The sequence below is a fragment of the Alteromonas oceanisediminis genome (assembly GCF_018474025.1).
GTDB lineage: Bacteria > Pseudomonadota > Gammaproteobacteria > Enterobacterales > Alteromonadaceae > Alteromonas_E > Alteromonas_E oceanisediminis.
Genome location: NZ_JAHCTA010000005.1, coordinates 165,870 through 191,621, shown reverse-complemented (window position 1 = coordinate 191,621; position 25,752 = coordinate 165,870). Strand labels below are relative to the sequence as shown.

The 25,752-nt window shown below is 47.4% G+C and carries 17 protein-coding genes; 5 read left to right on the top strand and 12 right to left on the bottom strand.

Annotation, left to right across the window (positions count from 1 at the left end):
* Position 1 precedes the first annotated feature (1 nt).
* Genes KIU71_RS10395 through KIU71_RS10385 form a run of 3 tightly spaced genes read right to left on the bottom strand, consistent with a single transcriptional unit; the run spans position 2 to position 4,267 of the window.
* Positions 2 to 1,213, bottom strand: a complete 1,212-nt coding sequence (locus KIU71_RS10395) for an AGE family epimerase/isomerase (protein ID WP_214131210.1) — start codon at positions 1,211 to 1,213, stop codon at positions 2 to 4.
* Positions 1,213 to 2,388, bottom strand: coding sequence for a glycoside hydrolase family 130 protein (locus KIU71_RS10390; RefSeq protein WP_214131209.1), 1,176 nt, complete (start codon positions 2,386 to 2,388; stop codon positions 1,213 to 1,215). The genes KIU71_RS10395 and KIU71_RS10390 overlap by 1 nt, the downstream gene beginning before the upstream one ends.
* A 10-nt stretch (positions 2,389 to 2,398) precedes the next feature.
* Positions 2,399 to 4,267, bottom strand: a complete 1,869-nt coding sequence (locus KIU71_RS10385) for a sodium:solute symporter family protein (protein WP_214131208.1) — start codon at positions 4,265 to 4,267, stop codon at positions 2,399 to 2,401.
* 217 nt (positions 4,268 to 4,484) lie between these two features.
* Here KIU71_RS10385 and KIU71_RS10380 point away from each other — a divergent pair, with 217 nt between their 5' ends.
* Positions 4,485 to 5,480 (top strand): LacI family DNA-binding transcriptional regulator, encoded by a 996-nt coding sequence (locus tag KIU71_RS10380; protein ID WP_214131207.1) that lies wholly within the window; start codon positions 4,485 to 4,487, stop codon positions 5,478 to 5,480.
* A gap of 237 nt (positions 5,481 to 5,717) precedes the next feature.
* Here the strand turns inward: KIU71_RS10380 and KIU71_RS10375 are convergent, their stop codons facing one another.
* The 3 genes from KIU71_RS10375 to KIU71_RS10365 all read right to left on the bottom strand — a co-directional run bounded on the left by KIU71_RS10375 (position 5,718) and on the right by KIU71_RS10365 (position 13,405).
* Positions 5,718 to 6,824 carry a cellulase family glycosylhydrolase gene (locus KIU71_RS10375; protein WP_214131397.1) on the bottom strand — a complete coding sequence of 369 codons (1,107 nt, stop codon included), beginning with the start codon at positions 6,822 to 6,824 and terminating at the stop codon, positions 5,718 to 5,720.
* Positions 6,825 to 7,059: 235 nt separating this feature from the next.
* Positions 7,060 to 10,164 carry a TonB-dependent receptor gene (locus KIU71_RS10370; RefSeq protein WP_214131206.1) on the bottom strand — a complete coding sequence of 1,035 codons (3,105 nt, stop codon included), beginning with the start codon at positions 10,162 to 10,164 and terminating at the stop codon, positions 7,060 to 7,062.
* A 58-nt stretch (positions 10,165 to 10,222) separates the two neighbouring features.
* Positions 10,223 to 13,405 (bottom strand): glycosyl hydrolase, encoded by a 3,183-nt coding sequence (locus tag KIU71_RS10365; protein ID WP_214131205.1) that lies wholly within the window; start codon positions 13,403 to 13,405, stop codon positions 10,223 to 10,225.
* A gap of 1,221 nt (positions 13,406 to 14,626) precedes the next feature.
* Here KIU71_RS10365 and KIU71_RS10360 point away from each other — a divergent pair.
* The 4 genes from KIU71_RS10360 to KIU71_RS10345 are packed head-to-tail and all read left to right on the top strand — an operon-like array spanning position 14,627 to position 19,507.
* Positions 14,627 to 15,802 carry an AGE family epimerase/isomerase gene (locus KIU71_RS10360; RefSeq protein WP_214131204.1) on the top strand — a complete coding sequence of 392 codons (1,176 nt, stop codon included), beginning with the start codon at positions 14,627 to 14,629 and terminating at the stop codon, positions 15,800 to 15,802.
* Positions 15,792 to 17,633 (top strand): sulfatase-like hydrolase/transferase, encoded by a 1,842-nt coding sequence (locus KIU71_RS10355; protein WP_214131203.1) that lies wholly within the window; start codon positions 15,792 to 15,794, stop codon positions 17,631 to 17,633. The genes KIU71_RS10360 and KIU71_RS10355 overlap by 11 nt, the downstream gene beginning before the upstream one ends.
* Before the next feature lie 10 nt (positions 17,634 to 17,643).
* Positions 17,644 to 18,996 carry a phosphomannomutase gene (locus KIU71_RS10350; protein WP_214131202.1) on the top strand — a complete coding sequence of 451 codons (1,353 nt, stop codon included), beginning with the start codon at positions 17,644 to 17,646 and terminating at the stop codon, positions 18,994 to 18,996.
* Complete coding sequence (locus tag KIU71_RS10345) at positions 18,989 to 19,507, top strand: NUDIX hydrolase (protein WP_214131201.1); 519 nt, start codon at positions 18,989 to 18,991, stop codon at positions 19,505 to 19,507. The genes KIU71_RS10350 and KIU71_RS10345 overlap by 8 nt, the downstream gene beginning before the upstream one ends.
* Before the next feature lie 91 nt (positions 19,508 to 19,598).
* Here KIU71_RS10345 and KIU71_RS10340 read toward each other — a convergent pair whose 3' ends face one another.
* The 6 genes from KIU71_RS10340 to KIU71_RS10315 all read right to left on the bottom strand — a co-directional run bounded on the left by KIU71_RS10340 (position 19,599) and on the right by KIU71_RS10315 (position 25,688).
* Complete coding sequence (locus KIU71_RS10340) at positions 19,599 to 20,762, bottom strand: BaiN/RdsA family NAD(P)/FAD-dependent oxidoreductase (protein ID WP_315853276.1); 1,164 nt, start codon at positions 20,760 to 20,762, stop codon at positions 19,599 to 19,601.
* A 95-nt stretch (positions 20,763 to 20,857) separates the two neighbouring features.
* Entirely contained in the window at positions 20,858 to 21,331 is a 474-nt protein-coding gene (locus KIU71_RS10335; protein ID WP_214131200.1) for a peroxiredoxin, read from the bottom strand.
* Positions 21,332 to 21,397: 66 nt separating this feature from the next.
* The gene (locus KIU71_RS10330; RefSeq protein WP_214131199.1) at positions 21,398 to 22,210 is read right to left on the bottom strand and encodes a class I SAM-dependent methyltransferase; all 813 of its coding nucleotides are present in this window, start codon (positions 22,208 to 22,210) and stop codon (positions 21,398 to 21,400) included.
* Positions 22,197 to 24,272, bottom strand: a complete 2,076-nt coding sequence (gene recG / locus KIU71_RS10325; RefSeq protein WP_214131198.1) for an ATP-dependent DNA helicase RecG — start codon at positions 24,270 to 24,272, stop codon at positions 22,197 to 22,199. The genes KIU71_RS10330 and recG overlap by 14 nt, the downstream gene beginning before the upstream one ends.
* 16 nt (positions 24,273 to 24,288) lie before the next feature.
* Positions 24,289 to 24,873 (bottom strand): peroxiredoxin-like family protein, encoded by a 585-nt coding sequence (locus tag KIU71_RS10320; RefSeq protein ID WP_214131197.1) that lies wholly within the window; start codon positions 24,871 to 24,873, stop codon positions 24,289 to 24,291.
* A gap of 161 nt (positions 24,874 to 25,034) precedes the next feature.
* Positions 25,035 to 25,688 (bottom strand): peroxiredoxin-like family protein, encoded by a 654-nt coding sequence (locus tag KIU71_RS10315; RefSeq protein ID WP_214131196.1) that lies wholly within the window; start codon positions 25,686 to 25,688, stop codon positions 25,035 to 25,037.
* Positions 25,689 to 25,752 lie beyond the last annotated feature (64 nt).

The window sequence follows — 25,752 nt, the reverse complement described above, 5'->3', positions numbered from 1 at the left end:
ATTATCTCCCTACCCGCTTCAAGCGTTTTTGCAGTTCGAGCATTGCGCGACCGTTGTGGTACGGTCCTTTCCAAAAGCCTGCTTTATAATGCAATTGCTCACCACCTTGTGAACGGGCCAGCCAAAGCCATTCACCCTCATCGAAATGCTCGTCTTCTAAAAACTTCCAGATAGGCAGACAGACATCTAAATAGTGCTTCTGACCAGTTAGTTGATAGGCGTTCACAAAGCCAACCAAAGCCTCAGCCTGCACCCACCAGTAGCTGTTTTGCCCAAATACTCCACTGTGAAACTCGTACTCATCCAGCATGTAACCTGCCGTTGCCAGACCTTTTTGATAGCACGCTTGTGCCAGCTCTATGGCGGCAGTGTTTACTTTTTGCTTGATAACTTCTTGTCCCAATGCATCAGCGGCTTCGCACAATAGCCAACTGGCTTCAATGTCGTGACCAAATGAAACAGACTGACTAAGGCTTTTCCATTGGATGTCAAAGAACAGTGATAAATGGCATTTCCCTGCGCCTTTGATCTTGTCAAGAAAAACCTCTAACACGTGTTCCAGTGCTTCCTCAACTCGCGCATCCGGAGCAATTGTGTACAGTGATGTGTAAGCCTCCAAGACATGTAAATGTGTATTCATGGATTTGGGACAATTAAGATCTTTATCACTTAAGCGATAATCTTCAATATTTCCCCAAACCCGGGTACATGCCTCAATGTAGCCACCGTTGAGTTGGTCACGCGCATTAGTTTCCACCATATCAAAGAGTGACCTTGCCATTTCCAGAGCTTCGGTCTCTCTGGTCAATTTGAAATAACTGCACAGAGCATAGATTCCAAAGCACTGTGCATAAACTTGCTTTTTATCATCCAGTGGAACCCCCTGAGAATCGAGCGCCCAGAATAGTCCCCCATACTCGCGGTCGTGAAAGAAAGTCTTTAGCCAGTCATAAGCGCGATATGCTGTAGCCTCATCCACACTGTCACGACTTTGTGCGGCCAGCTCGCTAAAAAACCACAAAATTCTGGTATTTAAGACTACGCCTTTAAAGGAGTCGGGGACCGGTAACGCCTGATTGTCCACTTGCCCGTAAAAACCGCCGCAGTGTTTGTCGAGAGCATGTCGTTTCCACCAACTGGCTATCGTTCGCAATTCTTGAGTAACCGCCGAGGATGAGAACCCGACATCGCTGACAATAGGTTCTGTAAGCATCAGGTTCGTCCTGCGTTGTGGTCAATTAATTCATTTATTGCCCGAACCGAGCATGCTGAGGTCAGGCCATCGGCAGGAGTATTAGTACAATAATCGAGCAAACGTTCTACCGTTGTTGTTGCCACATGAAGTCGAGTATCTGAAGAGGCATAATAGATATAAAGGTTGTCTTCATTATCTCGAATCCAGCCATTGCAAAATACTACATTACTTACGTCTCCCACGCGTTCTGATCCTTCTGGTGCGATCAGGTAACCGCCTGGGCTATGAGTAATACGCCAAGGCTCGTCAAGATCAGTGAGCAATGAATAAAGTACGTATCGCAAGCCGTCTGCAGTATTTCTAACCCCGTGGGCCATATGTAACCAACCGTTACGCGTTCTAATCGGTGTCGGTCCTTGTCCATTTTTAAGTTCGTAGATGGTATGATAAGCCTTGGAATGAATGATTTGTTCTTGTTCAACTTTCGCCCCATCCATGGTACGGGTTAGCCCCCAGCCGATACCGCCGCCGCCGCCAATATCAATGAAGCCATCTTGAGGCCGCGTGTAAAGCGCATATTGACCATCCACAAACTCCGGGTGCAATACAACATTGCGCTGTTGGCCACTGTTAGTCACTAAATCCGGCAATCGCTGCCAGTTCACCAAGTCTTTAGTTCGCGCGATACCGCACTGGGCAATTGCAGCAGAAGTATCATTGGGTTTATTGGAATCCTTGCGTTCGGTACAGAACAATCCATAAATATAGCCGTCTTCGTGCTGAGTAAGCCGCATATCATAAATATTTGTGTCTGGCTCTTCCGTTTCGGGTATGTCAATGGGACGCCCCCAAAAGTGGAAATTGTCCACACCATTGTCGCTTTCCGCGACGGCGAAGAATGACTTCCTATCGTAGCCCTCCACTCTGACCACCACAACAAAGCGGCCGTTAAAGTATATTGCTCCAGCATTAAACGCAGCATTCACGCCTAGCCTTTCCATTAGGTAGGGGTTAGTGCGCTGGTCAAGGTCGTAACGCCAATTCAAAGGTATGTGCTCGGCGGTAATAACCGGATATTGCCAACGGTCGTAGATTCCATTGCCCAAGCCTTGGATTTCATTTCTTCTGGTTAAAAGTTGCTTATGGTCGGATTCAAGTAATTCCAATCGTTTTGTAAATATATATGAATTCATTTTTTCTCAACTATTTGATTAGTTTCTGCAGAGGAGCGTCGTAGCCATGGGTCTCGGGTTGAGACTGTAACTTCGGCTCATCGTTGAGTTTGTCCCACCAACTAAATTTAAGAATAATGGTGGTCAGCAATGCGCAGCCAAGGGTCGCAGTAAAGCCCTGCCATTGCTGGATAACTAGGAAAATTGGTGCGGCAGTCAGACATGTATGCCAGACTAAGCCAATAACCACGTTCATCATGTCGCGAATAAAGTTGGGATTACCCTGAACAGTTGGATCATCATACTGTGCGGCCATCAGCACGGGTTTCCAAAACCCCCAGGGCCGGGTACGCAAATAAAATTTCTTCAGCACCTCCATGTCATCTGGCCCGCTGATAAGGCTAGTCACTACACAGATCACTAAACAGAAAGCGAATAAGAAAGGAAATGCGAAGAGTGGTGAAACATCAGTAAACATCATCGGTACCGCCCCGACAATGCCTGCGGCCATACCAGCAAAATAAGCCATACCGGAAAACCGCCACCAATACCATTTGAGCACATTGGAAGCGGTATAGCCGCCGTACAACGCTGACACTAACCATAAAACGATGCTGTTCAGAGAAGGAATGAACAAACCAATAAGGGTGCCCATAACAATAAATGCTACAGATACAACATAACTCATCATCACTGACTGCTTTTCAGTAGCATTGGGGTTCACATATCGCCTATATATATCGTTGACCACGTATGCCGGTGCCGCATTGGTGGTGGCTGCAAACGTAGACATGAACGTTGCTAGCAAACCGGCGATAATTAGCCCAAGTAGTCCGCTAGGGACAAAATTGGCAAGAGCGAAAGGCAAGATTTTTTCAAAATCGACGTTCGGGCCCATTTCTCTGAGTGTGGGCATAAAATACACCAAAGCGAGTACGCTGAGACCAGTAATCATCATATAGCGAGGGAACAACAAGACAATGCTGACAAAACCACTCATTTTTGCAGCTTCCGCTGGAGACCTAGCGGATAGTACACGCTGCATATCAAAGTTTGGTGCAGGTCCTGCCATGCTTTGCAATACCCCTTTGAACAGCACCAACATGATGAATACGCTGAACAGTGACCAGCCATCTTCTATTATCTTCTGATTGGCCTGCTCCAGGATACCGCTCCAGTCCAGTTCTAATTCCCAAGCAAAGGATAGCGACGTCCAGCCTTCGGGAACCACCTCCTGCAGCATTTGAGGTGAAACTTGTTGCATGGCAATCACACCGATAGCGATGCAGGCAACGGTCATGATAAGAAATTGAAGCACTTCAGTGAATACCACACTCACCATGCCCCCTTTCACCACATAAATGGAGGTGATAGCAGTGATGATAATTCCATACATCACTTCGTTATAGTGTGGATCGGCATGTAGATGCCAAGGAAGGAAGATTGCTGCAAATTTACCTACACCAACAAATCCATAAGCCAAGAAGCCCAGCACACTCAATAAAGCAAAAAGCACAACCACAAGGTGGCTCAGTTTTGCACCAGTGCCCTCACCAAAACGTAAACGGATCCACTCTGCACCTGTCATAGCGCCGGATCGCCTCAACCAGATAGATAAAAAGATCATCAGGAAAATCTGATTGAAACTTGGCCACAACCAAGGGATATAAACGCTCTTTAAGCCGTAAATAAATAATAAATATACCATCCACATGGTACCACTGATATCGAACATTCCGGACGCATTGGAAAGGCCTAGAAATGGCCAGGAAATTTGGTTGCCCCCCAAAAAATATCCCCGTGTATTATTCTTTGCTAGTTTGGAAACCAGAACACCAAGAAGCACTACGGCAATTAGGTACAGTGCTAGAATAGCGATGTCCAAGGACGTGAGTTGCATGAAGAGCCTCTTTGCGAATAGCGCGTTACTTAAATGTTAAAACTGTCGGTCAGAGTAAAATGAACCGGTTCATTTAGCAAGGATTAATTTATTCGTCTGGTTAAGCTCATTGATTGGTTGAACACGAGAGATTACACTGAGTGAACCGGTATAAAAATTTAAACTCTATAAACAAATTAGCCGCTTGGGTTTAAATGATGACAACAAGGTTATTAGCATGGCAACGATCAGGGATGTAGCCCAGGAAGCGGGTTTATCAACAGGCACCGTGTCCAAGGTACTGAGCCATCCTGAAAAGGTCTCTAAGAAAAATCAGATTAAAGTTCATGAAGCGATCGCTAAACTCAATTATAAACCGAATATGCTGGCACAAAAATTTCGCAGTAAACGGTCGAACACAATAGTGGTAATGGTGCCGGACATCGCCAACCTTTTCTTTGCCAAAGTCATTAGTGGCATTGAGACGGTAGCCCAAGCCTCTGGCTTTAGCGTGTTGTTAGGTGATACCAAAGATTCTCTGGCGCAGGAGAAAGAATTCATTAAGATGGTGGAAACTCGTCTTGCTGATGGCGTGATAAATTTACGCCCTTACCGAAAAAGTGATGCATTGCTACCAAAGGACGGCGTGCTGTCGGTGGCTGCCAGTAGCTGTGAAAATACCCCTTCTTATTCAGTCCGAATTGACAACGTGGGGGCATCGGTGAAGGTGATTAATCACTTATTGTCACTGGGCCATAAGCGAATCGGAGTAATCTCAGGCTTGAAAAATAACCCACACACCATTGACCGTTTAAAAGGTTATAAACAAGCTATCGCGGAAGCTGGTATTGATTACGACCCATCCATCGTAATTGAAGGTGATTTCAACTACTGGTCTGGACTCAGCGCCGCTGAACAGTTTTGCAAAATGACCGACAGACCCACTGCCATATGCTGCTTCAACGATGAAATGGCAATAGCCGCTATTAAAGGGTTCAGCGAAAAAGGCCTTAAGGTGCCCCAAGATATTTCAATTACCGGCTTTGATGATATGGATGTATCGAAATATATCATCCCGACACTGACCACCGTAGCCCAACCAGCAGAAAAAATGGGAGAACGTTCAGCTGAATTATTGTTGGCACTTATCAACGAAGATACTCCTAGCGCCACGGAGCATATCCTGCCTTATGAATTCGTGATTCGAGAGAGTACAGCTCCACCACGACATTAGATTGTAATCAGTCACAAAATGTTTAATCTAAACTGACCTGTGTGCGAATTATAGATTTCCTAGGACATGCCTTAGGCTCTTACCCTCACGGCGTCGTTTGGAGCTGAAATTGACTCTAGCGACGTCATATCGAGCTCTGTGACGACATTTTAATGGGACGCAAACTTCAATCACTGTAGCATATATGCCTTAGACCCCTATCCAGCGGAACCTTGCAGTCTCAGGGCTAATATACGCTTAAGGGCAAATGCTTTGAGAAACACAACTTTGGCTGTTCTCCCACCCCCAACCGCCAACATCTGTGGAGCACATTGGCCAGACCGTCCCATCAGTCCAGGTACACTGGGAGCTCGCTCCGTTGCCATCGCCACCATACACGCTGGCAGCTACCGAAGTTTCCTTAATGCCATTGGCACCGTGAATCAAACGGTTGCCCCATGAAGATAGGTTATTGGGATTCCAGCCATTTACGATGTCTAAATCAGTACAACAAGGTCCATTTCCCGACCAAGACCAACCCAGATAACCAAACCCCAGTTGTTCCGCATTCTGCATGATGGCATCTTCGTCCACATTGTTGCCATTATGACTTGCACCAAATTCGCCAACAACAAGCACCAGACCATTATTAGCAAATGTCTGCATATAATTTTGTATAGCGGAAGCATTGCCAAAAACCTCATACATGTGTACATCGAAAATCACATTCTGCTGAGGATCCGCGTACAGAATGGTTGAAGCGTTGTCACGCAGAAAGTACTGCCAGTCCTGCCCCCAGTTACCCGCTGTAACCATAAGGGTGTGGGTAATACCACCAGCCCGTAAGGCATTTATCGCATCGATATGATCATCGACATAGTCAGTAGCACTGACACCGTTACCAAAGGGCTCATTAGCAATGTTGATGATTATGTAATCTTCCTGCCCTTGAATAGCTGATTTGATGTCGCTACTTAACCAATAAGAGGTAGCACTAGAGATGTGAGTGGCGGTCGTTTGCTCTGGGTAGCCCGTAGAATCATGCACTTCCAATATGCAAATCAGAGAATTTGACTTGCAAAGTTGAATCAGGTTGCCTACTTCGCTACCACTGTTACGCGACCACTGCGTACCGTTACTTAGAACAATCCGCACTGTATTAGCACCTGTTCCTGCAATATCAGTGATGGCTTGGGTATTGGAGGTAAACCAGGTGTGAGCATGGTTCACTCCTCGCATTACGAAGGGATTGCCATTGCTGTCGACCAATTGTCCATTGTTTACGCTGAAGCCCGCCCACGCTAGATGGGTCAAAAAAGTCAAGCAACTCGCAATACCATACAAAAAAGCTTTTTTATTTTTCATGTTGTGGATAGTCTCCTGAAATCATAAATTCTAACGTCATTAAATGCCGCAACCTTTACTTATTATTTCTCACTGAGAGCGCCAAACCATTTTGCAATACCATATCGATGTTCAACGCAGAAGGTCTTTGCACGGCCTATCGCTGGTGCTAATACGAAGGGGCTTCAGCCCGATTCAACAAAACAAAAAAGAGCTAAAACCGGCGGAGTTAGCGACCACCGGTTCATGAGTGCTGCTACATCCGGTATTGAATACCGAATGTCACGCGACGCTCGTTAATAAACCGCTTATCAAGCATATCTTCCCATTGGAAGTACTGTTCGCGGCTCTCCTCAGTGAGGTTAAGCCCTTGAAGTGATACCGTGATATTATCGGTAAAGTCATAGCTCATCGACGCATCCAAATACAAGGTAGCATTTAGATATTTGGCCAATTCATAATCCCCTACCCGCCGGATAGACAAAAAGGTTTTGCTACGATAATTGGCTGCTAAACGAGCCTGAAAAGCATCGTCTTCGTACCAGAGCGCAAAATTGGCCTGATGTTCTGAGTTATCCAGCATTGGCGTATCGTTACCATAGTAATCAGTTTCGTCACTGGTGCTGGGTGAATAAGTGTAGTTCGCATTGATACCAAAATTAGCCCATATTCCATCTAGGAAATCAAATCCTTGCTGGTATCCCAACTCCACCCCTTCTACGCCCGCGCCTCCGCCATTGCCAATCGTTGTTGTTGGTACCAGACCGGTGAACTCGGTGGTGGCCGGATCGTACCCCCTCACCTGACCGTCACTGTCTGTTATCGGCAAGTAAACAGTCGTATTCTTGATGAAAGACTCAATATCAATGTAGAAAGCCGCTACGCTCAACATACCGGTTTCACTGAAATACCACTCATAAGAGAGATCCAGATTGGTGGAGCGCCATGGCTCAAGCTGTGGGTTACCCTGCTGGTTGGCAGAAACCGCACAGAACACATCAGAGCCGTCCGGAGCCTGAACATCACACGCAAGGATACGAGCAACGTTGATGCCGCCCGCCAGATTGTTAGTATTGTGAGGTGTTACCGTTTTTGTATATGAAAAGCGCACCAATTGTTCGTCGGTCAGATTGAGCGTCAGGTTTACTGACGGCAGCACATCGGAATAATCCCGTTCGGTATTGATTACCGCTGCTGCCGGCGGCAGCATGCCAAGTGCGCCGGACAATATATACGTCACGCCATTGTAAGTTGCCATGCCATTGGTGGCGATATCTGACTGGTTAATGTCCAGTTCTGTTTTTACATAACGCAGGCCAACATTTCCACGGTATGTCATGCCAGCGATTTCACCGTCCAGATTAGCCTGCAAATAGGCTTCCTGTGTTATTTCTTCTAAATCATAGGAATTGGCTCCATCGGGTGACTGTATATTTTGACCATAAACTTCATTGTGCCAACCTAGTGGATCCGCCATAGCATCAGGGTCAACAAAGTACAGACTTCCCAGCCCAGAGGTGCCTTGGAAATCACTAATCTGGGTAATCATGCCTCGCTCGTCCAGTGATTCAAAGGAGATTGGCGCGATGAAGGACTCTAGAGTATCTGGAGCCTGACTAGCCGAATCTTTCCAGCGAGACAGGAAGGCATCACCATACTCGTTGGTTCGCGCTACACCGCCTATCCAAGATTGCTGTTCAACGTCTCTCTGTGCATACCGAATGCCAGCATCTAGAGAAATTACTGGCCCCCAATCTGCCAGGTAGGTGGCATCCAATCTAAGTACGTCAAGCTCAGCATCTCGATTTGCGCCAGTTAGGTTTGACGAGGTTGCCGCATAACGGTTGATGTTGCTACCAAACACTTCATTTACTTCCTGACCATCAACGTACATAGTGGAAGGCAATGACCAATACTGGGTGTTTCCGGTATAGCGAATCCCGATCGGAATCATGGTGTAATCACCTGCTAACGTGCCATCGGGCAACTGAGCCGGCTGGCCGTCATAACCCCACGGGTTAACGTCGCTTGCAGGTTCTCCACCTGGTCCTTTGTAAGTTGCGTTGACCTGCGCACCACTATTGATGTAGGCATCGACCACACTCAGAGCATTATCGTCCCGAGCCTCACCATGCGCCCAACGCACAGTCCCGCTTACCACACCGCCGTTATCAAATTTGATTTCAAGATTGGTATTGAGTGACTCGCGATCAGAAGCATTGGCTTCAGAATGAACCATCGTGCGTCGGGCTTGAAGCACACCGTTGCTGAAAGAGTTGAGCGCGCCCCCCTGATCGACCGGCATTCCAGTTTCGTCTTTAATCAGGTTTTCATGAGCAACAAAGCCGTCCGCTTCGGGCGTAAACCAACCAGTAACGCTCTGCCAAGCCTGTGAGGCAATGAAGCCTGCTTGAGTGCCCAATTCGTCCATATCAGTGTAAAACACTTCACCAATGACCTGAATATCATCTGTGGCCTGCCATTGGAAAGAGCCATTTATCCCAAGGCGTTCACGGGAAATGAACTGATTGGCAGCTTGATGACCCTGAAAGGCGTAGTAGGAATCATCAATAGTACCATTTCCGTTCGCGTCCAAATCTGCCTGCACGAAGGTATTGGCTTCGGTCGCAACAAACCCCCAGTCATTGCCGGCAGATCCAACCACATAGTCAGCCAGATTTTTATCCGATACGGTTACCGATAAGCTGCCCCCGAAATCGGAATTGCGGTTGTAACCAATAAAGGTTGTCAACAGACCATCAGTTTTTTCACCCATAGAACCATCAGTAGCTTCAACCTTGGCATTAAAGGTCAATCCCTCTTCCAGGTCGAAAGGCCGATAGGTGTTAAGGTTGATCACGCCGGACATACCAGACGAAATCATTCCTGCCTCGCGAGATTTATAAACATCTAGCCCAGACACCATTGATGCTGGAATATCAGTAAAGTTTGGCTGAACGGTGGTAATCGAGCTGGCAGACAACATTTGCTCACCATTTAGTGTGGTACCCACCTGGCTGATACCGCGAATATTCACCGAGCTGCCTTCCCCGCCAGAGCGGTTCACCTGAACACCGGTAATACGCTGCAGTGAATCTGCGATGGTGGCGTCTGGCAATTTACCAATGTCGGTTGCCGAAATGGAATCACTGACAGTATTGGCAAACCGTTTCTCACTCAATGACTTAACCTGAGAGCCTCGGATACCTCTGATTTGGATAACCTCAACAATATTACTTTCTGCATCAGGTTGAGGGTTATCGGAAAGGGCCTGCTGAGCAAGTACGGAAGTGCTGAGTAGGGCAGTGCTCACGCTGGCGGTAAGCAGACTTATATTAAAGAGTTGCTGTATAGAACGCATAACTGTTTCCTTTTTACGGCTGATTCGGCAGGGGCGTGAGGGCACCTGCCTAGCTCTGTCATTCAAATGAGATTGTGTCGATGTAGAAGGTGCTTTGATCGCTGGTTAACCCTTGGAATTGCACACCAAAACCCTGCAACTCTGAAAGATCGCTTATATCCAAAGACAATTGTACAGGTTCCCCGGTTACGGCAATCGCTCCGGCATCACGCCACGCTCCATCTTGATCTTTGGCCCACAGTTTTGCTGTGGTCTCCGCACTAGGGGTTGCTACGTGGGCTACCACAGTCAAAGTACTCACATCGCTTGCTAGCAAAATTCCATCAGCAGGGTAGGTTTGAAGAATGACTTCATCACCATTACTAATACTCACCTCGCCTTTGAGTGAATATATCCCACTGTCTGACCAGCCGTCGCCTAAGGTCAACCCATCGACCGGTGACCAGTTAACCTGTAGTTCAAATTCACCGGTACGCTCAAAGCTTTCGAACACGCGCGTATCTAGTGCTAAGGTATCAACATGAAAGTGGGCATTAGTGCTGGCAGGATCCACGCCGTTGAAACGGATCCCTATACCGTTAAGTACATCCACATCAGATACATCAATACTGAGTTCAGTGCCTCCATCAGCTAGAGTTATTGCCGCAGGCCAGCTTTCCACGCCATCCGGGGCCTTGAAGAACAAATGAGCGTCTACTGCTGGGCCAGCATTTCCGGCATTAACTATAACGCTGAGCGTCGAAATATCGGCTACATCAATCCCTCCCTCGGGATAATTCTGTAGCACAATGTCAGTGGCCGAGCCTAACGCTGCGAGGTCGTGGTAAAACGCCAGAGACTGTTCTCCATCGCTCGCCCATGCTCGCGATATGGTAGTGCCCGGCGCATTAGACCAACTGACCTGGCTGTGCCAGCCCCCTACGTCCGGCTCAAAGTCGATGAGTTGTGTACCGTCTAGCGCTATGTTATCGATAGCATAAGTGGCTTCAGTCGCATCTCCGCTAAGTCCCATGAAGCGCACGCCGAGACCATTTATGGTGTCCACTTCACTCACGTCAATGCTCAATTGCGTTCCTTCCTCGCTGACCGGCACGGCTTCAGGCCAGCTTTCTACGCCATCTGGTGCCTTGAAAAAGATATGTGCAACCACATTGCTGCCGGCACTGGCGATAACAGCGGTCAGAGTTAGTTCCGACGCACCTGATACGTCAATACCACCTTCGGGGTACGTTTGCATCACGACGTTATCGAGGGTTTCAATCTGCGTCATGTCTTTGGTGATTGCTAAGGCATACGCACCGCTGTCGGACCATAGATCAGAGACCTGCAACCCGTCGGTGGGTGCCCAGTTGACTTGTGCCTCCCATTCGCCCACCGGCACTTCAAAGTCGGCATATGTACCCTTAACCCTTTCCCGCCCACCTGGCACATCTTCTGCATTTAAAACACCGTCAAAAGCATAATTTTCATCTACTTCAACGGGATCGGCGCCTTGTGGTCCAATCACCGAGTCTGGATCCCAAGGCTCCGAATTCCACGTTATGAAGAACGACCACATAGCTTCTTGCTCGTGCATTAGAGCAACATCAGGAATAGTGCCGGTTTCGGTGAGCGCCACCATTTTGCGAGCATTATGTCGGTCCTGCAGAGTTTTATACTGCGTAACAAATGTATGTGTGTCGTCATTTCTGGGCTCGCCGTAGCCATCAAAGCCAACGATGTCAACCATGTCATCGCCTGGATACCAATCTTCGCCCAGACCATCGGTGTGGGTGAATACCCAAATTAAATTGTTTAAGCCATGATGGTTGGTGTAACGATCAAACATCAAAGACCAAAGCTGTTTGAACGCTTCAGCTCCCTGAGCTCCCCACCAGAACCAGCCCCCCTGAGCTTCGTGTAAAGGGCGCCACAAAACAACGATATCGGCTTCTTGTAGCTTTTTAAGTTCCTCTGCGACGGTATCCATATCGGTGAGCAATTGAGCATATTCTTCAGATTCTGTATCGGACAGCGCCATTGCGACATTGAAGGTAGTGCCATCGGTGTAGAAGCTGCCATCGCCATTACCGGTATTGCCACTTGGCGCGCGCCAGTGGAACAATGCGGATACGATAAAGTTCTGGCTGCTGCGATGAGCAATGATCGACTCAGTCAACCCACTCGCATCCGTGCCGTTGTAGGAAGCCGAATAATTCATGTAATCAAACGCAATAATGGCCGGAGAATCATCGCCGGTGACATCAATGATTTTCTGTGTTTCAAGAAGAGGAAATTCATCACCTTTCTTGCTAGGAAATTCGGTTTGCCCAGATAAAGTGCTGACTAGATAGTTGTCACTCAAAAATTGCATCAGGTCTTGGGCGCTCTGTGACGCATCTGAAACCACAAGATTTGCTGGTACAGGTAGCGGCGCTGGTGGTTCTGAAGCAGGTATCAGTGAGATACTGTCAATGCGGTAATAATTCCAGCCACCGCCCACTTCTATTGTATTAGTTCCTTCCCTCAGCTCGACCACGCCTACGCGGATTTCCTCCCATTGTCCTGTGGCATCAAATTCGAGGGCATAGTCAATACCATTCACGTTAACTCCGGCCACCTTGCCACCGTAGTCACTGGGAATAGCATAGCGAACGTTAAGGGTATAAAAGCCTGATTCTGCGATAACAGGAAATACAACCGACATACCAGGTTCAATGTCGGCGGTATGGGTATCATTATTTGCTCCCTGAATGTATGCGTCATCGCCGTTAGTAACCAATTGGACACCATTAAGAATGGTTTCAGAGTCTCCGGCATCCATTACTATCACCGAGTCTGGATCAAACACGCTGACATCTACACCGTCCACCAAGGGGTCGCCATTTTCATCCAAGGTTGCCGTGCCATCAGTCTCAAAAACCGCGACACTAAAGGAAAGCAAGCCAGATAACAGTGAATCAGGAACATTGAAACTAACAGTCATAGTGTTGTCTGAACTCAGCTCTACTGTCTCTCCCCCAGTCTGAGTCCATAAAACAGTTTGACCATTAGTGGTTCCCACCAAACGAGCACTCAAGGTAACTTCATCGCCCGGCTTTACTTCGATATCTTCAGAAGCAATCACACTTAACGGTTTTTCTTCTGGTTGATAAACCGCTCTTTCCGAGTTGAGCTCTTCTCCGCCAAGGCAGCCTCCAAGGCCAATGAGAATGGCCGCACAATAAAAACTGCGCATCCATTTGTTTTGGTGATTGTTCATGTTCCTAGTCCTCAATCCATATTGCGATTTCATATATGCCGACCCAATTATGAACCGGTTCACTTTATGTTTATAAAAAAACCGATTCGAAGACGCTACAAAAAATGAACCGGTTTATTTACATGAAACATACATCGCTGAAAAGATAATTTCAACTATTTTAACGTTTTCTTTACGTAACGTTAAAATTTGCTTTCGTTGTTCCTATGAGAGCGTCCGTCATGCTTACTAAAAATAGTCAACGTAGAAGCCAGGTCACTCGACTATGTCGCTGGCTCGATAACTACACAATATTCCTTTCCCGTCTTTTAGGTGTTGCACACATAACCTATTACCGGACACTGCTACTCTTGACGGTAATAGGCAATGCTTTCTGGTCACTCGCGACCGCTTCAGATCTGAAATGATTTGTAATTGTTCGCGCCATAGGGCTATTTATAGAGTCGGCAAGCCCCTGAACGATGCTTTCTTCTTACACAAAACAGCCATCGTCAACCAGCTGAGAAGTAACGCTTTGATACGCCCGGTGGCACCTGATAATTTAATGATGGTTTACATCCTCAAAACCAAATAATCTTGATTAATGGTAGTCTTCTGCATCGATTCATGAAGAGGCGATATTGATCAAATCTTATTTTCAGGGTTCAGATAAAAGCAGTAATAACGAAAGGTTATATGTATACAAATGATATAAGTATACCAGAATATCAAGCATTACTGCTGGTGTTATTGACGATTTAATGAACGCGAAACCTTTCATTGTTCGATTCATAGAACTCTTTCTGTTCGAGCTTCGGCTAGCTAATCAACTGTTTACAGTCACAAAAAAATCCTGTAAAAATAACATAATGAACCGGTTCACATCAAAGTTTATGTTAACTTATGATATCGAAGTTTCGGCTAAATAACGCTGAAACAGTGAATTAACTGGGTGGGAAGCAGGAACTTGGAAAGTTTATGATGGCTTCTTTTGTCAGTCCAGTTTAGTAAGAATAATCGCGGATGCTGAAGAAAGGTTTTGTTGGATGAAAAGCAAAACAAGAAGACCTTGTCCGCAAAACTCCAATTTGCCTTGTATTATGTCATCTTGGGGGCATTTCGTCAGTTTGCTTTTACTAATGCATAGCAGCATTTTTTTCACGATAAAGTGAACCGGTTCACATTTAACTGAAGAGCAGTTTAGTAGTTTGACGACTGATTAACCGACCGGATTTAAATTACATGATTGAGACAAACACAAGTTGCTGCCAGCAACTGAACGCTGCCGCGGATTACTCGCAGTGGTTGCGCAGCGAAGTATTGCCTGTTTGGAGTGGTGTAGGAATTGACCAACATGGTGCCAGCGTTGAGCGTATTCTCGCGTCCGGTATGCCCGATATCAGTGCCAACAAGCGTATTCGAGTGCAAGCTCGTCAAATGTTCTCCTTTGCGTACGCACAACACCGTGGCTGGATTGACAACGGAATTGAATTGATTGCTGATCTGGACCGGTTCGTTGAACACTATGCGCGTAAAGAAGGCAGTGGGATCTATGTTCATGTGCTGGACGCTAACAACCAAGTAATAAACTCGCATCAGGATCTATACGACTGTGCTTTTTTTTTATTAGCGTACGCATGGCGCTATCATGTATTTGGTGACTTGAAGGCGCTGAACCGTGCCAATAAGCTTCTGAAGCATATTGATCTTGAACTTAAGCAATATCCGGGAGGATGGAGCGAAGGCAGCTCCCCCTCACCCTTCCGCCGTCAGAACCCTCATATGCACTTGTTTGAGGCCTTTCTGGCACTCTATCGAGTAACCCAGCAAGGAAAATGGTTGGCCAAAGCGGGTGAAATATTTTGTTTGCTAGAAACGCGATTTATCGATCATCAACAAGGTGTTTTACTCGAATACTTCGACATGAAGTGGCAACCATTAAAACACAACGATGAGCTCATCGTTGAGCCGGGACATATGATGGAATGGGTTTGGCTGTTGAGGCAATATCAACAACATACGCAATCTCCGGTAGAGGGCTTATGCCAATCGCTCTATCATAATGCGCTCAGTTTAGGATTAGACAAACACACTAACTTACTGTTCGATGAAATTTCACCAGTTGGGGTTCCCCTGAAAGCAACAAAGCGTTGCTGGCCAATGACTGAATGGGTGAAAGCCAGTCTTGCGCAATCTGACAATGCTGACGACAAGCACAACTACGACTACATAGCAGATGCAAACAATGCTATCGCCAGCCTACTCCAACATTATCGTTCAGGCGCACAATACATTGATCAGTTGGGCCAAAATAATGAAGTGACTTGCGATCATGCTCCCGCCAGCACGCTGTATCACTTGTTGATGGCAGAAGCCGAAATTCATCGATTTACAAAAGGATTTGTAGATGTTTATTAAATTTTGCCTTGCTTCCATGACACTCGTCTTTTCTGTCGTTATCAGTCCATTAGACGCTAGTGAACGACCGAATATTCTTCTGATCACAGCGGATGACATGGGATTTGATGACCTGTCTCTTCACAGTCACCCTTTTATAAAAACACCAAATATCGACGAGCTTGCCTCTAACGCTGTGCAGTTTAGCGATTTCAGCGTTACGCCTGTTTGCTCTACCACCCGAGCGTCGCTTCTGACGGGGCGAAACTTTTACAAAACCGGCGTGTCTGGCGTACACGGCGGCAGAGACTATATGCATCTGTCGGAAACTTTGTTGTCTGACATGTTGAAAACTGCCGGCTATCGCACAGGTATATGGGGGAAATGGCACATTGGTAAATCTGAAGGATACCTGCCTTGGGACCGGGGATTTGACGAGGCATATTATGCTGAACTATATCGTCATCAAAACAGTTTCGGCTTTTTAAACGGTGAAAGGGTCGAGCACGATAGGTGGGTTTCTGAAGTCGTGACCGACTATGCTATTGATTTTATGCAAAGTGAAGATGACCAACCTTTTTTTGCTTATGTCAGCTACTTGGCGCCACATGAACCGTGGTTGGCCCCTAAACAATTTACGGCTCCATTGCTTAGACAGGGTTTGCGGCCTGCTATTGCAAACCTGTATGGCATGGTGAATGAGATGGACTACCATATTGGCCGTCTCATGAGCCACCTTAAGCGTGCAGACCTTATTGACAATACCATCGTAATATTTCTCAGCGACAACGGTCCGTGGTGGGATTCCAGTAATTTCGGTGCCATGACGACGTCAGAATGGAAAGCACGCAATCCAAGCAACATGTACGGCAATAAAGGCCAGTCATGGCAAAACGGTATCCGATCCCCCTTGTTTGTCCACTGGCCCAGCAATTGGAAAGCTAGTTCAGTATCCCGTTATGTTGATGTCAAAGACATAGTGCCAACGTTGCTAGATTTGTTAGATATCTCTGGGCCACCGAACAACCCGATAGACGGCACTTCTTTTTTACCCTATTTGCAAGGCAGGACTGATGGTTTCAATCCTCGCGTCACATATATAGCATCGCATGAGGTAACTTCTTCCAAGCCTAATTTCAATCAGTGGGCACCAATTGACGATAAGGCCCGTGAAGGGATGACATTTGCTTCACAGCTAATCGGGTTGCGCACAGAACAATACAAACTTTTACTCAACCCAGCGATAGACAACAAGAATTATCCTACCCCCATTGACGGCTATGTTTTGTTCGATATGGTAAATGATCCGCTGGAACGAAAAAATGTCATTGAGAAATTGCCCCAAGTGGCCCAAAGCCTCAAACAGGAACTGGAAGATTTCTTTTTCACTTTGCTTCACAGCCACGATAGTTATTTACCTCCTGTCTATTTTGTCGGTAAGCAATCCATTTCGGTAGTTAATGGGTTTGGCCCGTCCAGCATCGAGGGAAATACACGAAGCGGCCCTCATCACCTGAAGAATATGCGGGAGTATGGAGATAAGGCCACCTATACCCTTCAAGTCGAGTCAGGTGGAACATATAAGGTGTACTTAAGCCAATCCAGTCACAACAGCGTAGGTCTTAAGATAAAAATGACTATTGCAGACAGTTCCTTGACTTATGAGTTCAACGAATTCCCCCTGCAGCTCTTGGGCACGCTAAGCTTTCCAGAAGGAGAACAAAACTTATCACTAGAAGTGCTTGCCAATAACAGTAAAAAAGCCTGGTCGTCTGTTGATGGGTTACGCCGCTTTTTTTTAATTCCAAAAGATAGTGATATTCAGCCAGATAGCTGGCCGCTACCTAACTAAGGATTATTTTATGTCGAGTCTAAGTTGTTTTAAAGCCTATGATATTCGCGGTATTGTGCCTAATGAATTGAATACCGACATTGCCTACACCATTGGCCGGGCATTTGCCACAGTCATTGATTGTCGGACAGTGGTAGTCGGCCATGATATCCGGCTTACCGGGCCGAAAATTTGTGATGCGTTGGCAAGAGGCTTGATGGAACAGGGTACGAATGTGATCAATATTGGTCTTTGCGGTACCGAAGAAATTTACCACGCCGTGCAGGCACTCGAAACGGACGCAGGAATCTGTGTGACTGCCAGTCATAATCCGGCTAACTACAATGGTATGAAATTTGTTGGTAAATACGCTAGGCCAATCTCCCGTGATAACGGTTTATCCGACATTCAGCGCATCGCCGAGAACCGGGTTTTCACGCCATCAAAGCGACAGGGACACTTTTCACATACCAACCTGCGAAGTGAATATGCCGATAGGCTCATATCGTGTGTAGATACTGGCTTACTTAAACCACTGAAATTAGTGGTCAATGCGGGGAATAGCGGCGCTGGGCTGGTGATAGATGCATTGGAGGCATTTCTTCCGTTTCACTTTGTCAAGTTGCACCATCAACCTGATGGCAATTTTCCTAATGGCGTCCCCAACCCGCTTCTGGAAGAAAATCGTCAGGAAACCAGTCGCGCAGTCATTGAGCACCAAGCGGATATTGGCATTGCATGGGACGGTGACTTTGATCGCTGCTTTTTTTTTGATGAAAAAGGGCAGTTTGTGGACGGGTATTACATCGTCGGACTATTGGCCAAAACCCTATTGGGGAAACACCCCGGCAGATCCATCGTTTACGATCCTCGACTTTACTGGAACACAGTAGAACTCGTTGCGCAAGCAGGTGGTAAACCAGTAGTCTCCAAAACCGGTCACGCCTTTGTGAAACAAGCCATGCGGCAACACAACGCCATATATGGCGGTGAAATGAGTGCTCATCACTACTTTGCGGACTTTGGCTACTGCGATAACGGCCATCTTCCCTGGCTACTGATTAGCGAATTACTCAGTCAAAGTCGTTTATCACTATCAGATTGGGTCGATGATTCCATAAAGCGTTTTCCATGCAGCGGAGAAATAAATCTACACGTTGCAGACGCTGACCAAGTTTTGATTTATCTGGAGCGATGTTACACCACAAAAGCGAACAAGGTGGAGAAGCTTGATGGTTTGGGCATGGAGTTCGATCGCTGGCGGTTTAATGTCAGAGCCTCTAATACTGAACCCCTGCTTCGGGTCAACGTTGAGAGTCGTGGCGACAAAGCACTTTTAGAGGCAAAAACTCAAGAACTCCTAAAGCAGATCGAGCGTGTTTAAATACTGTCCCAATTGTAACAGTAAGCAAATCATTAAGACTGATCTAGCCCGCTATGATTGCCCTACTTGTGATTATGTTTTTTATCATAATACTGCTTCAGCAGTGGCGGCTATCATTCGGTGTGAAGAAGCGATTTTGTTCAACGTCCGCTCAAAGGAACCGGCCAGAGGAATGCTCGACCTGCCAGGCGGGTTTGTAGACTATTATGAGCGTCTTGAGCATGCGCTGACGCGTGAAGTTGAAGAGGAATTGGGTATTACTCTAGCTGACTGGAACTATTTGAGTTCCTACCCTAATCAGTATCTGTACAATGGGATTGTATATCACACCTGCGACGCAATATTTGATACAACCTTGAGCGATAAACCCACCATTACCCTACAGCAAACTGAAGTCTGCGATTATTGCTGGATCCCTATAAAAGAGATTGATATTACTAAGATTGGCTTTAAATCAATGCAAAATGCCGTGTTAGAGTACATAAACTGCAAAATTTTTGACGCTCTTTAATACTGACGAGCGCGCTATATACTGGCTTAGCCTTGGGTTTGGTTGAAAAGTAATCTTTCATCAGTACATTGTAAAAGACCGTTAAGACTCGTCAACACACCTGCCCACACACCCAACCGCTACTCCAAGCCCATTGGAAATTGTAGCCTCCCAGCCACCCTGTGACATCCATGACTTCACCGATAAAATACAGACCCTCAACACCTTTTGCTTGCATCGTTTTGGACGATAGATAGTGAGTATCAACGCCACCCAGTGTCACTTCGGCGGTACGATAACCTTCGGTGCCGTTTGGTTTGATGCGCCAATCAGTGAAGTGCGCAATGACGGCGTCTATTTCAGCGTGAGTGTATTGCTTGAGGGCCTTGTTCTCAATTTCCATTACCGCCAACATCGTTAGCACAAATCGCTTTGGATAACGCTCTGCGAGGGCAGTTGATAAAAGAGAATCACGATTCTCTTTCGATTTATTGGTTAGAAACGAAGCTAGGTCAAATTGGCTGGCAAGGTTAAGGCTGACCTCTTCACCCGGCTCCCAGTAACTGGAAATCTGCAGTATTGCTGGGCCACTTAAGCCGCGATGCGTGAATAAGATACTTTCATTAAAGGTTGTGTCGTGGTAGCGCGCTGCGGCATCAACGGAGACGCCACTGAGTTCGGCTAAGAGGGTTTTATCTTTCTCATGCAACGTGAAAGGCACTAAACCAGCCCTAACGGGTATCATTGGAATGCCAAATTGTTCGGCAATCTTGTATCCCAAGGGGGTAGCCCCTAGCTTTGGCATGCTGAGTCCTCCCGTTGCGACGACCAGAGATTCACACTGCAGTGTACCGGTGTTGGTTGCCAGGCTGAAACCTGAGGCGGTTTTACTCACAGACAACACATCGGTTTTGGGTGAGACAACGGCCCCGGCTTCAGCACACTCTGTCAGTAGCAGTTCCACAATTTGCTTGGCTGAGTCATTGCAAAATAACTGCCCCAGTGTTTTCTCGTGGTAGGCGATGCCGTGTTTTTCTACCAGCGCAATAAAATCCCATGCGGTATAGCGACTCAGTGCAGATTTACAGAAATGCGGATTGTTTGACAAAAATTTTTCTGCCGACGCGTACATGTTCGTGAAGTTACAGCGTCCACCACCTGACATCAGGATTTTGCCACCGATACGTTTGGCGTGATCGATAACAACGGTTTTACGGCCACGCTGCGCAGCCTGGGCGGCACAGAAAAGGCCTGCCGCACCAGCACCGATGATCACAACGTCGTAGTGAGATTCTAGTTGGACAGTATTTGATTTGATAACAAAGGCTCCGCGCGCTGCATGCGCGGAGTATAACAGTTTGTCAGCGTGCGCTATAAAGCCTTTAGCAATGTCTCGGCGTCGCTGACTTCGAATCGACCGGGCTCTTCGACATTAAGTACTTCAACAACCCCATTGTCGACGAGCATGCTATAGCGCATTGACCTCACGCCACCAAAAGTATCGGTATCCATATCCATCCCCGCCGCTTGGGTAAAGCTGCCATTTCCATCTGCCACCATCATCAGGTGTTCGGCATTTTGACTCTTGCCCCATGCGTCCATCACAAAAGCATCATTGACAGACAAGCAGATGATTCGATCGACGCCTTTTGCTCTGAATTTATCTGCCAATGCGACAAAACCGGGTAAATGAGCGGCTGAACAGGTAGGCGTAAACGCACCCGGCAACGCAAAGAAAGCGACTTTTTTATCAGCAAACAAATCATCGGTCGTCGGATTTTTCATTTCGCCGTTATCCAAATGACTGAACGTCGCGTCGGGTAAACGTGTGCCAACTTCTAACATAGTTATCTCCTTTGAGAGTGAAATGTTTCAGTGAGGGAAACATTAAAAATAGATGTGGATATCGTGTTAATGCTGCGACATCTTCGACACAAGATAGACATCAAACCGATGCTTTTTACTGTTCATTGACATATTCGGTTTGGTCCCGCCTAAAAAAGGCGCAGACGAAGGCCGTTTGACCACAACGCGATCAGTTGCCAGAGCCATCGCGGGTGCGAGTAAATCATCGGCGTCTGGGTCAACTCCTAATAACGATTGTAATGCCTGCATTTCTTTTTTAACCAGCGCAGACTTTTTACGGTGAGGAAACATGGGATCGAGATAAATCGCGTTTGGGCGTCGGCGCTGGTCATCACAACAATAGTTATTGAGCAAGGTCTTCGAATCTCCTTTGTGCAAACTCAGCCGTGGCACCAGCCATGCGCCTAGCGGATCGGCGTGCAAACGCTGCAATGCGTCGTCTAATAGCGCGGCGACTAATGGCGAACGCTCGAACAGGATTACTGAGCAGCCCACGCTGGCAAGAACAAATGCATCCGTACCGAAACCGGCTGTCGCATCAATCACGGTGTAATCCGAAGCCCCTTTTATGCCAATGGCTTTCGCGAGTAACTCGCCTTTACCGCCGCCTTTGGCTTTTCGAAATGCCAGTGCAGACGACATAAAGTCAATTCTAATATCACTCTGAGCAGGCGTATTTGCATTGCGTAGCGCCAGCCCATCGGGATGATAAACCAGCCCCACACCGTCATGGATTTGGTCAACCACATGCCATGCAGCGCCATTTAAAAGCACATCCATACGACTTGAGAACGATGAGTCTTGTATAAAGCCTGAGGCAATCTCAATAGGAATCGAAGCTTCGTTAGGCGTTGCCATAATGTTCCTTGTAACCTAGCCATCGATTGATCAGCGCTTGCGCATGACTAGGGAACTCACGCCATACCTGCTCAGCCAATGATTGCACCTGTGGCACTAAAGGTGCGTCGCGCACGATGTCGGCAATTTTGAGATAAGCGATTCCAGTTTGCCGAGTACCTAACAACTCTCCTGGCCCTCGAATATCCAGATCTTGTTGTGCGATATAAAATCCATCATTCGATTCACGCAGCACCGCCAGCCGCTTACTGGCGGTTTTCGATAACGGGCTTTGATACATTAATACGCAATGGCTCTCGATGGCGCCACGCCCGACGCGCCCGCGCAATTGATGCAACTGTGCAAGGCCGAGGCGCTCCGGATTTTCAATAATCATTAAGCTCGCGTTGGGTACGTCAACGCCCACTTCAATCACGGTGGTGGCAACTAACAAGTCCACTTCAGCAGCCTTGAACTGCGCCATGATCGCCTGCTTTTCGCTGCCCTTGAGTCGCCCATGTACCAGACCAACCTTCAGCTCAGGGAGTGCCGTTCGCAAGGCGATAGCGGTTTCTTCTGCCGCCTGACTCTGGATGGCCTCCGACTCGTCAATCAAAGTGCACACCCAGTAAGCTTGACGCCCATCATTCACACAGGCCTGTCGCACGCGTTCAACCACGTCGATACGGCGCGTATCCGGGATAACCACCGTTGTTACCGGCGTCCGGCCGGGCGGCAATTCATCGATAATGGAAGTGTCTAAATCCGCATAGGCCGTCATCGCGAGTGTTCGCGGGATCGGTGTCGCTGTCATGACCAGTTGATGAGGATAACGTCCTTGCACTTTGCCTTTCTCACGCAAAGCCAAGCGCTGATGAACGCCAAATCGATGCTGCTCGTCAATAATCACCATAGCAAGATTGGCGTAATCGACACTCTCTTGGAAAATCGCATGGGTTCCGACCAAGAAGTCGATCTCGCCGGCCTTTAGCGCTGCCAGTGTGTCGTTTCTCATTTTCCCCTTCAACTTGCCAGCAAGCCAGCCGACACGCAACCCGAGCGGCTCAAACCAACCGCGTAAGTTATTCGCGTGTTGTTCAGCCAGCAATTCGGTTGGTGCCATCATCGCCACCTGAAAGCCAGCCTCCATGGCTTCCAATGCTGCCAGTGCGGCGACCAGTGTTTTGCCAGAGCCAACATCACCTTGCACCAAACGCATCATCGGGATGGGTTTGCGTAGGTCAGTTTGGATTTCTGACAATACCCGCTGCTGCGCAGCCGTGGGAGAAAACGGCAAGCACTTCAAGAGCTTGGCCTGCAGTTGTTGGCTTGATGGTAGGGCAAACCCGGCGAGCTGTTGCGCCTGTTTACGCATTTTCAACACACTCAGGTGGTGGGCCAGAAGTTCTTCAAGGATCAAGCGTTGCTGCGCAGGGTGTTTACCGGCTTCTAAAAGGTCTATCGAAATGTCGGGGGTAGGTCGATGCACTACCCATAGCGCTTCATGTAGGCTTAACTGCTGCTCGTACAGTCCGCTGGGTAAAATGTCATCGAGCGCGCCAGCGCCCAATTGAGCTAATGCTTGATCCGTCAGCTTCCGCAACGTTAGTTGTTTAATCCCTTCCGTTGTCGGATAAACCGGCGTTAAGCTTTCCTCAACAGATTGCGCTTTATCTGCTTCAATCAATTTGAACTCTGGGTGCATCATTTCAAGGCCATGTTTGCCTGTGCGGATTTCGCCAAAACAACGCACTTGCTGGCCTTTCTCTAGCATATTTTTTTGTGCTGCCGTGAAGTGGAAAAAACGTAAGGTGATTGAGCCCGTGCCGTCATTAATACGCGTGGTTAACATGCGTTTGCGGCCGAACTGTACCGAAGTCGAGGTAACTTCTCCTAGAACACTGACATGCAGAAAGGGTTGTAGGTCGCATATCGCATAAATGCGCGTGCGGTCTTCATAACGACTGGGAAGGTGAAAGAGCACATCCTGCACCGTTTTAATCTGAATTTTTTCCAGCTTTTCAGCAACTTTAGCGCCAACGCCTTTGAGCTCAGTGATAGGAGATGTAGCAAGTACCGGCATTGAGGTTACCGCACACTCATCGGGACAGCCTGGCCGCTTGATACAACAACTGCGGATTTATACGCTGACGAAAATTGGGATTAACGTAAGCAAAACGGATTAATCCTGTGGTGTCCACCACATAAACGGCCGGTACAGGCAGCACCACTTGTGATTCTCCCGCCAACGAAACAACCTCTGCGCCCAATTGTCCTTTAATGTTTTGCACCGTCGCATCATCCACGTAGTAGCCTAGGCCAAAGGCTTGAATAGCGTTTAATTCACTATCTGACAATTGGGTCATTTCAAACGGTGTATCGGTGCGTTGCTGATTTAAGCGGGTGGGGGAATCAGGCGAAATAGCAATCATTTGGTAGCCTAAATCAATGATGCGTTGCTCGACTTCGACCAGTCCTGCCAGTTGGCGGCTGCAATAGGGGCACCATCCACCACGGTAAAAAATGACGATAGCAGGCTTCTTTTCAATCAAACTCAGTAGAGAGATATCCCCGCCAAAGGTGGTCTTTACGGTGACATCAGGCACGAACTGCCCAATCAACAGTGGGCGGATATCAACAGCCTGCTCAGCAATGGGTCGGGCAGCGGATAGCGTGCTCGCCATTAGCAATGATCCGAACAGTAAGAAAAGACAACAGAAGGCGCGCATAACTCAGTCTCGAAAACGTCTGATGCGTTAGTGTAGCCGACTTAGGGCAGTTCGCCTAGCCGTACTCAGGTCAGGCTAAGTACAGGCCAAGGCGCGAATTGACAATATAACGAAGATTAATCAGAGGCTTTTTTCAGCGCCTTGGCGGCACCTAGCAATAACTCAGCCGAAGGGCGTACACGGTAGTTTGGATTGACGTAACTAAATTCAATTAAACCGTCGGTGTTCACGAAAAAGACAGCGGGTGCAGGCAAAACGGACTTAGCATTGGTATCTTGGGTCAAATCGACATCCATTTTTTCTTTGTACAACTTAGTGGTTTCATCTTCAACGTAGAAGCCCACGCCGAAGCCGCGGATGGTATCTAAAGATTCGTCAGACAACAGCGTTACCGCAAATTCGGTTTCGAGCTTTTGTTCCTGTAGACGTGTGGGTGACTCTGGTGAAATCGCTAATACTTGATAACCCAGTGCAATCAAATCGCTTTCAATATTCTTAAGCTCAGCCAGCTGGCGATTACAGTAAGGGCACCATCCGCCGCGGTAAAACAACACAATGCTAGGCTTCTGCATGGTCAACGCTTTCAGGCTTACTGGTGCTCCATCCGCTGTTTTAAGCGTGGCAGAGGGCGCAGGCTGGCCATTCAGCAATGGAGTGACATTCTCAGCAGCATCAGCAATTTGAGCGCGATCGAGTGCCAGTGCAGAGCCAGACACAAGGAGACTGATTCCGGCGACGGCAGATAAGAGAGACAACAGGTGTTTTTTCATAACGTTACTCAGTAAGTGAAATTCATTGGTAGAGACCTAAACAGCCGCTACAAAATTTCATTTA